Genomic DNA, 12719 nt, shown 5'->3' with positions numbered 1-12719 from the left:
AATAATAGGCGGCAGTTTTCTATGAGAACGTTCACATTACAGGCGGACGTCGTTGAGGAGCGACGGACGGCGACCGATGCGAACGGGTATCGTGGAACGTCACGTGCGCGGGTGACGGGACGAACCGGAACCGGCGTGCGGAACGTCCGGCATGGCCGTGGTGTGGCGTAGCACCGTGGTACGGCGATGGCGGGGGAGAACGGAAGGAAGAGGCGCTGCGTCGCGCCTGGACGAAAGTGCATAGCAGCATATGAAGAACTGGAAGAAAGCAGTCGCGCTGATCGCGGCCGTGCCGATGTTCGCGGCGTTCGTGCCCGCGGCCACCGCCGCCGACGCGACGACCGCGGCCGCGCAGTCCGCGCCCGCCGTCACCGCCGCGGCCGACGCCGCACCGACCCTGCTCGCCAGCTGGGACTTCACCGGCAAGAACGGCACCAGCAGCGGCTCCATCGCCGATTCGACCGGCAAGTACAACCTGACCCTCAACGGTGGCGCCAAGGTCGAGCAGTACGGCGACCGCAGCAACAACGAAGCCCTGTCGCTGCGCGGCGACGGCCAGTATGCGCAGATCGACGACCAGCTGTTCAAGGACGCCGGCGACTCCTTTACGATGGAGTTCGCGACCAAGACCCGCCACGACGACAGCGGCAAGTTCTTCTCGCTCATCGTCGGCAAGGACGGCTCGAACGATTCCAACACCACCGATCAGGCGAACGCCAACAAGTACCTGATGTTCTACAACAGCAAGACCGCTGTCAAGGGCGTCATCTCCAACAACAACTGGGGCAACGAGCAGGGCGCGAAGGTCAACGTCGCCAACAACGACAACGTGTGGCACAACTTCAAGATCGTCGTGGACGGCACCCAGCTCGCCGTGTTCCGTGACGGCACCCCGATCATCTTCAAGGCCGACACCGGCATCAAGATGAGCGACCTCGGTGCCTACACCACGTACATCGGCAAGTCGTTCTACAACGGCGACGAGTACTGGAACGGCGCGATGGACGACATCAAGGTGTACAAGGGCGCCGAACTCGCCTCGCCGACCGGCGTGACCATCTCCGGCGACGGCGTGGTCGACGGCAAGCTCGCCCTGACCGAGAAGTCCACCGCCAAGCTCACCGCCACCGTCACCCCGGACGACGCCGTGAGCAAGAACGTCACCTGGTCGTCCTCCGACGAGGGCGTGGCGAAGGTCTCCGACGACGGCACCGTGACCGCCGTCAAGGCCGGTTCCGCGACCATCACCGCGACCACCGAGATCGGCGGCGTGAAGGCCGAGCTGCCCGTCACCGTGAACCCGCTGGACGCGAAGAGCGCCGCCACCGAGGACCTCGACTCCGCGATCAGCGCGCTCAAGACCACCACGACCGAGAACCTGCCGCTCGTCGCCGAAGGCACGAAGAACGGCTCCGCGATCACGTGGACGTCCTCCGATCCGAAGCTCATCACCGGCACGGACGCCGACTACAAGGCGCCGGCCAACGGCGCGGCCGCCGACCCGTACCAGGGTGCCGGCGTCGTGACCCGCCCCGCCTACGGCGACGGCGATTCCAAGCCGGTCACGCTGACCGCCACCGCCAGCTACAACGGCGGCGAGAAGGTCACCAAGACCGTCGAAGTCACCGTCAAGGAGAAGACGCGTTCCGTGCCGGACGGCGCGTATGCGTCCGTCACCTTCCTGTCCGACTCCGCGACCACCAACGGCAAGATTGGCGAGGCCCTGTACGAGTCCGCCACCGACGGCAACAACTTCTTCTCGTTCAAGGAGATCAACGGCTCCGACCCGGTCATCGTCTCGAACACCGACACCAAGGGTCTGCGCGACCCGTACGTGCTCAAGTCCCATGACGGCGACAAGTTCTACATGATCGCCACCGACCTCAAGGTCTCCTCGCAGGGCTGGGACAAGAACCAGCAGTACGGCTCCCTCAAGCTCGAGGCGTGGGAGTCCACCGACATGGTGAACTGGACCCGCACCAACGCCGAGGACGGCGACACCGGCATCAAGGTCAACGCCGACAACATGGGCATGACTTGGGCGCCGGAGGCGTTCTGGGATGACGACCTCAACGCCTACGTCGTGTTCTTCTCCTCCCGCGAGTACACGGACGGCACCCGCTCCACCGCGGTGAAGAGCTCGAAGACCGGCGGCGCGTACAACATCGTGATGATGGCCATCACACGCGACTTCAAGAACTACACCCCGGTGCAGAAGTGGCAGGACACCCAGTACTCCCGCATCGACTCCACCGTGTTCAAGATCGGCGATATGTACTACCGCCTCACCAAGAACGAGGAGAACGGCAAGGCCGGCGACTACATCACCACCAAGAAGTCCACGTTCCTCGAGCGCTCCAAGTGCCTGACCTGCGAGACGACCTCCGCCGATCCGAACGCCGACGTGACCAAGACCTGGCAGCTCGTCGACCAGAACATCCTGCCGTTCGAGGGCCCGGAGTCCATCAAGCTCAACGCGGGCGACCCGAACCAGAACGAGGCCGGCGACGCGATGATCATCATGGCCGACTCCGGCGGCTACAAGCCGTACATGACCTCCGAATCCGCGATCGCCGCCTCCAGCTGGGCCAACCGCCTGTCGCAGACCGACGGCTGGAACACGGAGAAGCAGTGGGGCCCGGGCGTCACCGGCAAGGTCACCCCGACCAACATGCCGACCCCGACCCGCCACGGCGCGTTCGTGAACGTGTCCGCCGCCATCGCCGAGAACATGCACCAGTGGACGACCGCCAACCCGACGAAGCTCGCCGCCGTGGACTCGACGACCACGCTCAAGTATGACAAGGACTCCCGCGTCCTGACCGCGACCGTCGCGGCCGCCGACAAGGGCACCGTCGCCGGCTCCGTGAAGTTCGCCACCGCGGACGACAGCTGGACCGAGACCGTCAAGCTCGACGCCGACGGCGTCGCAGCCGTGACCGTCCCCGCCGCCGTCTCCGGCGACATCACCGCCACCTACGACGGCTACACCGACGGCCTCGTCAACGGTTCCACCAGCGAGTCCGTCACGGTCGCGCAGGGCGAGAATCCGAACCCGGATCCCGACCAGCCTGACCAGCCCGGCGCGACGGTCGACAAGGACGCGCTGAAGAAGCTCTACGACAAGGTCAAGGGATACGAGGCGTCCGACTACCAGTCCGGTTGGGCCGCCTTCGCCGCCGCCCGTGCCGCCGCCGACGCTGTGCTGCGTGATGACAACGCCAGCCAGCAGCAGGTGGATCAGGTTCTCGCGAAGCTCCAGTCCGCCGTTGACGGTCTGGTGAAGAAGAGCTCGTCCGGCAAGCCGAACGGCACGAACACGACCGCCACGAAGAAGCCGGTGCTGTCCTCCACGGGCAGCGCGATCGCGGGCGTGACCGCCGCCACCGCGCTGGTCCTTGCCGCCGGCATCGCCCTCACCGTCTGGCGCAAGCGCCAGGCGTGAGCCGCTTGCTCCCCCACGAATGTGGGGGAGCAAAAACAGAATGCGCCGAAGGCGCATGCCGATTTCGGCCCCCTCTGACGAGGGGGCTCCCGGCGAAGCCGGGTGGGGGAGAGATGCCGCGAACGTAACGTTCCAGCTATCTCTCCCTCAGTCAGCCTTCGGCTGACAGCTCCCTCGTCAGAGGGAGCCACCCCGCTCGCCCCCCCCCCAACAACGTATGCGCCTATGGCGCATTTCGTTGGTGCATCGGTGCATCAACAGCTGCATCACTGGTGATGCGGCATCACAGTAGATGTGCGTGGGACTACGGAAGTTCTGCGCGAAGGAGGAAACAATGACCACCCAACCATCACCGATCGGGCGGCTTTCGGCCGTGCGGCGATCGGCCGGAGGGCACGCGATCCGCAGGCGTCTCATCGGCGCCGTGATCGCCGTGCCGATGGCCCTGTCCGGACTGGCGCTCGGCGCGACCACCGCGGTCGCGGCCGACGGCGACACGGCCCAGACCATCGCCGCCAAGGCCGCCACCGCCAACGCCAACGCGACCACCAAGGCCGCATCGATCCCCACCCCGCTTGCCAGCTATTCGTTCGCCAAGGACGACGGCAACGGCGCCGTGGCCAACGAGGCCACCGGCTCCACGTTCGGCGCCGCCCAGGTCAAGGACACGAAGGACGCCGACAAGGCCGGCACCTACGCGGACGGCGCGCTCCAGCTCACCGGCGACGAATACGTGAAGCTCCCCGACGATCTGCTCAAGGACAAGACCTCCGCCACCGTGGTCACGATGGTGAAGAACAGCGACTTCAGCATCAGCGACTCGAAGTGGACGTACTTCTTCACGTTCGGCGGCTCGCGTCTCAAGGCGGAAGGCAACTGGGCGGTCTCCACCCACAACGGCCTGTACACCTCGATCACCGCCACGCAGAACGGCGAGAACGAGAACTACTTCAGCGCCTCATCCAACCTGTCCACCGAGAAGTTCCAGCTGCTCGCCGCCACCATCGACGGCGCGACGAAGCAGGCGAACCTGTACATCAACGGCCGACTAGTCGGCTCCGGCACGTTCAATACGCTGCCGAACCAGTTCAAGGCGCAGAACTGGAACACGATAGGCAACTCCACGTATCCGGGCGTCGGTGACGCGATGTTCCACGGCGCGATCAAGTCGTTCGCCGTGTACGACACCGCGCTCACCCAAAGCCAGATCGTCACGATGCTCGACTCCGACGGCGCCGCCGACCTGCTCAACGGCGAAATCGGCAACCTCACCGTGCCGGCCACCGCGAGCGCCGACTTCGCGCTGAAGACCGCCACCGACAACGCCGCCGTCACGTGGACGAGCGACAACGACAAGGTCATCAGCGTCGACAAGGCCGGCAATGCGACCGTCACGCCGTCCACCGCGAGCGACGTGACCGTGACGCTCACCGCCACGCTCTCGCCGAACACGGGCGTGCCCGCGCCGCCGCAACCCGTCACGAAGACGTTCACCGTGCTCGTGCCGCAGAAGCTCGGCGACGAGGAGATCGTCGCACGTGACGTCAAGGCGCTCTCGATCGAGAACGCGACCGACATGCGCTCCAACTTCTCCGTGCCCACGAAGGGCGCCAACGGCGCGACCATCTCGTGGACCGTCAAGGACGCCGGCAAGGCGAACCCGACCATCGCGAACGGCGTCAACGCGACCTCGAAGACCGTGAGAATCGCCCGCCCGGCTGCCGGCGCGAAGGCGACCACCATCACGCTCACCGCCGCCGTGACCAGCGGCAGCGTCACCAAGACCTGCGATTTCGCGGTCAAGGTGCAGCCGATGCCGTCCAGCAAGACCGACACCCAGGCCTACGTGTGGATGTACTTCACCGGCGAAGGCGGCGAATCGCAGAAGGTCAGCATCGCCGCATCCAAGGGCAACAACGCGCTCGACTGGAACGCGCTCAACACGAACGCCGAAGGCAAGGCCGAGCCGATCATGACCTCCACGTTCGGCGAGAAGGGCCTGCGCGACCCGTTCATCATGCGCTCGCATGACGGCGACAAGTTCTACCTGCTCGCCACCGATCTGAAGGTCGTCAACGGCGACTTCTCTACCGCCCAGAACAAGGGCTCCAAGTACCTGGAGATCTGGGAGTCCACCGACCTCGTCAACTGGTCGAAGCAGCGCCACGTGAAGGTCAGCACCGACTACGCGGGCAACACGTGGGCGCCCGAAGCCTACTGGGACGACGAACTCGGCACCTACGTGGTCTACTGGGCGTCGAACCTGTACGACACCACCGACGAGAACGACCGCACGTCGCTGACCTACAACCGCATGATGTATGCGACCACCGACGATTTCATCACCTTCTCCGAACCGAAGGAATGGATCAACGTGGACCGCCGCGGCCAGGCCGGCGCCGGCTCGATCGACGCGACCGTGCAGAAGGTGGGCGACACCTACTACCGCATCTACAAGGACGAGAACTCGATGACCCTGCGCGAGGAGAAGTCCACCGACCTGACCGCCTCCATCGGCGCCGACGGCGTGACCGACTACGCGACCGCGCTCAAGGGCTCCAAGTGGACCGAAATCGGCGTGAACATCGGCAAGGGCCAGCCCAACGGCTACGGCGGCACGTTCACCGCCGGCGAAGGCCCGTCCCTGTTCAAGGCCAACAAGGGCGATGTGAACGGCTACCAGTACTACCTGTTCGCCGACCAGCCGAACTACCACGGCGGCCCGAACCACTACGTGCCGTTCGCCACGACCGACATCACCGACGCGTCCAAGTGGACGTCCGTTGGCGAGAAGATGCCCGAATCGCAGATGCCGCTCAACTCCGACGGCGGCCGTCCGCGCCACGGCACCGTGCTCGGCGTCACCCGCGCCGAATACCAGGCCGTGCTCGAAGCGTACGAGCCGAGCATCGCCGTCAAGTCCGTCGACGCGCTCGACGCGACCACGAAGCCCGGCGAGGCGCCCACGCTGCCGCAGTCCGCGCACCTCACCATGGCCGACGGCACGTCCAAGGACGTCGCCGTCGTCTGGAACGAGATCAAGGCGAGCGATTACGCGAAGGAAGGCACGTTCACCGTGTCCGGCGTCGCGCAGGACGCGTCGCGCATGCCGGTCGAGGCGACCGTCACCGTCGCCGCGAAGGCCGCGACCGTCACCGACGTCAAGACCGACGCGATGACGGTCTCGACGAACGGCACCGTGACGTTCGCCGAGCCGGCGGCGGTGAAGGGCCACGCGAAGCGGGCCCTCACCAAGGCGCCGGCGCAGGGTGTCGTCACGCTCGCCGACGGCGGCGTGCGCTACGACGCGCTGGACGTTGCGGCCGGAACGTTCGCGTTCACCGTGCGCTACACGATGAAGGACGGCTCGATCGTCGACGTGACGTACACGGCCGACGTGACCGCCTCCCGCGCCGACGACACGCACCAGCGCGGCAGCGCGCACGACCCGAGCATCGTCAAGGAAGGCGACACGTACTACGTGTTCGGCTCCCACCGTGCATGGCTCAAGTCGAAGGACCTCCAGAACTGGGAGCCGTTCCAGAACAACCTGAGCACCGACTACAAGACCGTGCTCGGCGGCATCTGGAACGAGTGGTCGTCGAAGAACGACGCCGGCAACGGCGAGATTGACGGCAACATGTGGGCGCCCGACGTCTCCTGGAACGCGACGATGGGCAAGTGGACGATGTACCTGTCCGTCAACGGCGGCGGCAAGGGCAACTACCAGAAGACCGTGATCGTGCTGCTCACCGCCGACCATCTCGACGGCGACTGGACGTACGTGGGCCCCGTGGTCTACTCAGGCTTCCAGGATTCCGACGTGGCGGCGACCGACGTGGCCAAGGTGCCCGGCGTGCTCACCACGGACGGCAAGGTGCCCGCCCGCTACAAGAGCCTCGACGACACCGGCATCAACGCGATCGACGCCGACGTGCACACCGACGACGACGGCCAGCTGTGGATGAGCTTCGGCTCCTGGTTCGGCGGCATCTGGGCGATCAAGCTCGACCCGGCCACCGGCCTGCGCGACTACGGCGCGACCTACGCGACCAAGGCGGACGTCTCCGACGCCTACTACGGCGTGAAGCTCGCCGGCGGCCACAACAACTCCGGCGAAGGCGCGTCGTTCGTCAAGCACGGCGACTGGTGGTACATGTTCGTCTCCTACGGCAACCTCGGCGTGGACGGCGGCTACCAGATCCGCGAGTTCCGCTCGAAGAAGCTGACCGGCCCGTACGTGGACCAGAACGGCAACCCGGCGATCTACACGTCCGTGTACGGCAACCCGGGCTCCGGCGCGAACAAGACCATCAACCGCGGCCTGCGCGTGCTCTCCACCGTGGAGCAGAACGGCTCCACCGAGATCCGCACGTCGCAGGGCGGCAACGAGGTCTACGTCGGCTCCGACGGCGCGATCTACAACGTGTACCACACGCGTTTCGTCGACAAGACCGCCTCCGAGACCGCCACCAAGTCCGACAACGAGCTGCGCGTGCAGCAGATGGTCGCCACCGCCGACGGCTGGCTCGTCTCCACCCCGTACGAGTACTCCGGCGCGTTCCGTCAGAAGGCCTCGTACAAGGTCGCCGACGTGGCCGGCGAATACCAGATCGCCGTCAACGATCCGACGCGCAGCTACGCGACGAATACGGAAGACGCCGATCTCGCGACGCGTCTCGCCGATACGGGCATCGTGCACGCGGTCACCGTGCGCCTCAACGAGGACGGCACGGTCTCCGGACGCGCGCAGGGCACGTGGGAGCTGTCCGGCAACACGGTCACGCTGCACGTGACCGCCGCCGCGCCCGGCAGCGACCTGATGGGCGACTACACCGGCACGCTCGCCGGACAGCCCAACGAGACCGGCGGCTACGCGCTCGTGTTCGGCGCGGTCGGCGGCAGCGTGTTCACCAACGCCGGCACCGACGTGGCCGCCGCCACACCGGGCGCCGTCTCCATCTGGGGCGCCAAGCAGACCGCCTGGCCGTCCGACGAGGATCCGGACAACCCGACCGGCCCGGGGGACAACGGCAACGGTGAGAACGGCAACGGTACGGGCGATGGCTCCGGTGCCGGCAGCAACGGCGGCAACGGAGCGACCAACGCCTGCAGGAAGCCCGGCCTGTCCGCCACCGGCGCGTCCGTGACCGCCGCCGCGACCGTTGCCCTCGCGACGCTCGCCGCCGGCATCGCTCTAGCCCTCCGCCGCAAGCGCGCATAGCGGTGAGAGCCGGGTATGGCATTGCACCCGGCTCTGGCCCCCTCTGACGGGACATCGCCGTGAAGCAAACGCCGGAGGCGTTTGTAGGCGATGTGCGAGCCGACAGGCGAGCTGATATGAGGCCGGCCGCAGGCCGTCCGCAATTGCGGTCGAGCTGTCCGCGAAGCGGACTGGGGGAGAGATAGCTGGAACGCAACGTTTGCGGTTGTCTCTCCCCCACCCGGCTTCGCCGGGAGCCCCCTCGTCAGAGGGGGCCGAACAATACATCAATTTCGAAGGAGAAACACGTAATGTCCATGTCAACTACCAGGCGCTGGGGGAAGAGGATCCTCGGCGCGGCGCTCGCGGTGCCGATGGCGCTCGCGGGCATGGCGCTCGGCGCGACCACGGCGGTCGCGGCCGACGCCACCATCCCCACTGACCATCTCGTCGCCGCCTACGACTTCACGTCGAAGCCGGCCGACGGCAAGACCGTCGCCAACGGCGCGCCCACCGCGAACTCGAGCCTCGGCGCGGCCGAAGTCCAGAACGCGGCCGACACCCTCTGGTCCGACAGCGCCCTCACCCTGTCCGGCGGCGCGAAGACCGGCTCCGGCGACTGGGTGAAGCTGCCCGCCGGCCTGCTCGCCGGCAAGGACGCGGCCACCGTGCAGATGGAGGTCAAGGCCGACAAGAGCATGCTGAGCTCGTTCCACTTCCTGTGGAACGTCGGCAACGACAGCTCCGACACTGAGTACTTCTTCTCCACGCTCAACTGCGGTTCCGGCCGCAATCCGCTCGTCGGCCTCAAGTCCGGCGGCGCCGAGACGCTCGTCCAGGCGAAATCCTGCGTCGCATCCGCCGACCGTTGGTTGTCCGTCACCGCGACGATCGACGGCAACACGACCAAGATGTACATCGACGGCGTGCAGGTCGCGTCCGGCACCGTGCCGGCGAAACTGTCCACCGTCAAGGACCAGTCGCTGAACACGATCGCACGCTCGCCGTGGCCGGACGCGCTGTTCAAGGGCGCCGTCTCCACGTTCCGCGTGTACGACGCCGCGCTGAACGCCGACCAGGTCGCCGCGATCAGCACGGTCGACGCGAAGATCCACGCCGACGAGCTCACCGGATCGGCGCTCGACGGCATCAGCGTGCCGGGCGAGATCAACGCATCCTACGTCGCGCTGCCCACCGCGAACGGCGTCACGTGGACGTCGTCCGACGAGAGCGTCATCGCGACGAACGGCACCGTCACGCAGCCCGCCAAAGGCGAGGCCGCGAAGACGGTGACGTTGACGGCGACCGTCACCGTGCGCGGCGTCACCGCGACGAAACGGTTCACGGTGACCGTCAATCCGACCGACAAGACCGCCGCCGAAGTGCTCAAGGAAGCCGCCGATGGCTACGCGATCCCGGCCATCGTGCGTTCCGGCGACGCACTGCCCACGCCCGGTGACGGCACCACGGCGACCGTGAAGGCGACCACCGGCGGCGTGACCGCGGCCGACGGCGTCATCGCCGCGGCCGACGGGAACGCCGACAAAGCCGCGGAAGGCACCATCACCGTGACGTTCGCGAAGGATGGCACCGCCGGAACGCTCGACAAGACGTTCGCCGTGACCGTCCTGCCGAAGTCGAAGTCCGCGACGATCGCCGCCTACGACCGCAACGCCACCAGCGTCGACGATGCGAACAACGGCGACATCGCGTACAGCATGCACCTCGCGCGACTCGCCGACGACGGCTCCTACGCGCCGTACAACGAGAACTACGGCATCTTCTTCCCGCTCGGATACAAGTCCCAGCCGCTCAACATGAACACCGAGGATGTGGCCCGCAACCTCAAGGACCCGAGCCTGTTCCGCCTCGCCGACGGCACGTTCGCCGTGATCGCCGTGCGCACCAACCGCGGCACCGCGAACGGCGACTCCACCGCCAAGTCCAGCGTGCTCATCGCCACGTCGAAGGACCTGCTCGCCTACAGCGAGAAGGCGAACTCCGGTTCGATCGTCGACCTCGGCGAGACCAACGGCGTCAACGAGCCGTACGCGGTCTACGACACCGCCGCCAAGCAGTACCTCGTCGGCTGGAAGGACGACAACGGCGTGGCCAAGCACACGACGTTCGCCACGCTCTCCAACGACGGCAAGGCCGCCAAGCACGGCGACGTGATCGTCGGCGCCTACGCGACGTCCGGCAGGCTCGCCGCATCCGGCGCGGGCGCGGTCACGGGCATCGCCGACTTCCGTTCCGGCGCGACGATCGCCGTCGACGCCGCCACCGTGAAGGCGCTCGAAACGCGCTTCGGCCGCTCCACCAACACCGGTGCCAGCAACCTGCCCGAGACGATCACCGTCAAGCAGGGCGCGTCGATGGACGAGGTGACCAAGCAGCTGCCGAAGAATGTGGACCTCACCTACTCCGACGGCTCCACCGGCTCGCTGCCAATCTCGTCGTGGGACACTTCGGCGGTGGACACGTCCAAGGTGACGGGCGAAGCGAGCGGCAACGCGGACGGCTACACCGTGACCGGCACCGTCAAGCAGACCGAATACCAAATCCCGTTCGCCGAGGACCGCGCCGACCCGTCCATCACCAAGTGGGAGTGGACGCATCAGGTCGACGGCAAGGAAGTCACCGAAACCAAGTTCCTGATGATCGCCTCCAACGACATCCAAGGCGACGTGACCTGGCAGCACGGCACCCCGCACATGCCGTTCCGCATGGCCGACTCGATCGCGGCGCTCGCCGACGAGCCGGGCAACCCGGACGCGCTCATCCAGTCGAACGGATACAACAACAAGGAGGTGTCGCTGCTCACCGCCGGAGTCAAGGATTCCGAAGGCAAGGCGATCATGCACAGCTTCTGGGCCCCGGAGTTCCACGAGATCAACGGACGCCTGACGATCCTGTTCATGGCCGGCTACGGCAGCACGTGGTCGAACGGCAAGTCCGTGTACATGCAGCTCAAGCAGGACGCGAACGGCTACGACCTCGACCCGAGCGTGCCCGCCAACTGGACCACGCCGACGCCGATCTACCGCGACGCCGCCTCGCAGGTCAACGGCAAGAAGGACCTCGCGCTCGACGCGAACGGCAACGTGGGCATGTCGCTCGACATGACCTACTTCAAGGACGCGAACGGCAAGTCCTACTACGCGTGGCAGCAGCTCGGCGCGACCTACATCGCGACGATGGACCCGTCGAACCCGGGCCTCATCACGTCCAAGCCGGTGCGCATCGTCTCGCCGGAATACCCGTGGAACGTGACCATCGCCGAAGGCCCGAACGTGACGATGCGCGACGGCAAGCTGTACCTCATGTTCTCCGGCTCGTCCGTCGGCAAGACGTACACCACCGGCCTCGCGGTGGCCGATGCCTCCGGCAGCGACCTGACCGACCCGGCCAGCTGGACCGTGCTCAACTACCCGATCCAGAAGTCCGGCCCGTTCAACGGCGAGATGCAGCTCGGCACCGGCCACGGCATGTGGAGCGAGGACGAGGACGGCAACATGATCTACGTGTTCCACGCCTACGCGACGAAGAACCTCGGTTCCGTCAACGCCACCGGCCGCGACACGTTCGTGCGCCGCGTCCACTGGGCCGCCGACGGCATGCCCGTGTTCGACATGAGCTCGTCCGAAGAGCTCAAGGCCTCGCTGAAGACCGTAACCGTCAAGGTGAAGGTCGTGGCGGATGACGGCGACACGACACCGACCGACCCGGACAAGGGCGACGGCGATGGTGACGCGACCAAGCCGGAGACTCCGTCGGCCAAGCCGGGTGCTGGTGCTGGTGCTGGTGCTGGTGCGAACGGGGCAAACGGCTCGAACGGGGCGAAGAAGCCGGGCCTGTCGAGGACCGGCTCGTCCGTGGCCGGTGCCGCGGTCGCCGCGGTCACGCTGCTCGTGCTTGCCGCCGGCGCCGCGCTCACCCTCCGCAAGCGCCGCGCCTGACGGTCGCGTGCATCCCCCCTGCGCCCCCTTCAGGGGGAGCTGGCTCGCGCAGCGAGACTGAGGGGGTGACTGAGCTGATGTCGATATCGGCTAGCCGGTCACCCCCTCAGTC

At 66.7% G+C, this 12719-nt stretch carries 3 protein-coding genes; all 3 read left to right on the top strand.

Annotated elements, in window-relative coordinates; all coding sequences use genetic code 11:
- Positions 1-250: 250 nt before the first annotated feature.
- Positions 251-3445 (top strand): Ig-like domain-containing protein, encoded by a 3195-nt coding sequence (locus tag AC1AYN_RS05330; protein WP_476532456.1) that lies wholly within the window; start codon positions 251-253, stop codon positions 3443-3445.
- A gap of 334 nt (positions 3446-3779) precedes the next feature.
- On the top strand, positions 3780-8669 hold the full coding sequence (locus AC1AYN_RS05325; protein WP_476532455.1) for a family 43 glycosylhydrolase: 4890 nt from the start codon (positions 3780-3782) through the stop codon (positions 8667-8669).
- 290 nt (positions 8670-8959) lie between these two features.
- Entirely contained in the window at positions 8960-12607 is a 3648-nt protein-coding gene (locus tag AC1AYN_RS05320; RefSeq protein WP_476532454.1) for a family 43 glycosylhydrolase, read from the top strand.
- Positions 12608-12719: the final 112 nt, after the last annotated feature.

The sequence above is a fragment of the Bifidobacterium sp. LH_413 genome, from assembly GCF_056357015.1.
Note: the sequence above shows the minus strand (reverse complement) of the source record. Positions and strands in the feature narration are given on the sequence as shown.

Excerpts from the sequence above, each read along its gene's own strand:
- AC1AYN_RS05330 (WP_476532456.1), top strand. The coding sequence starts at position 251 with ATGAAGAACTGGAAGAAAGCAGTCGCGCTGATCGCGGCCGTGCCGATG.
- AC1AYN_RS05325 (WP_476532455.1), top strand. The coding sequence starts at position 3,780 with ATGACCACCCAACCATCACCGATCGGGCGGCTTTCGGCCGTGCGGCGA.
- AC1AYN_RS05320 (WP_476532454.1), top strand. The coding sequence starts at position 8,960 with ATGTCCATGTCAACTACCAGGCGCTGGGGGAAGAGGATCCTCGGCGCG.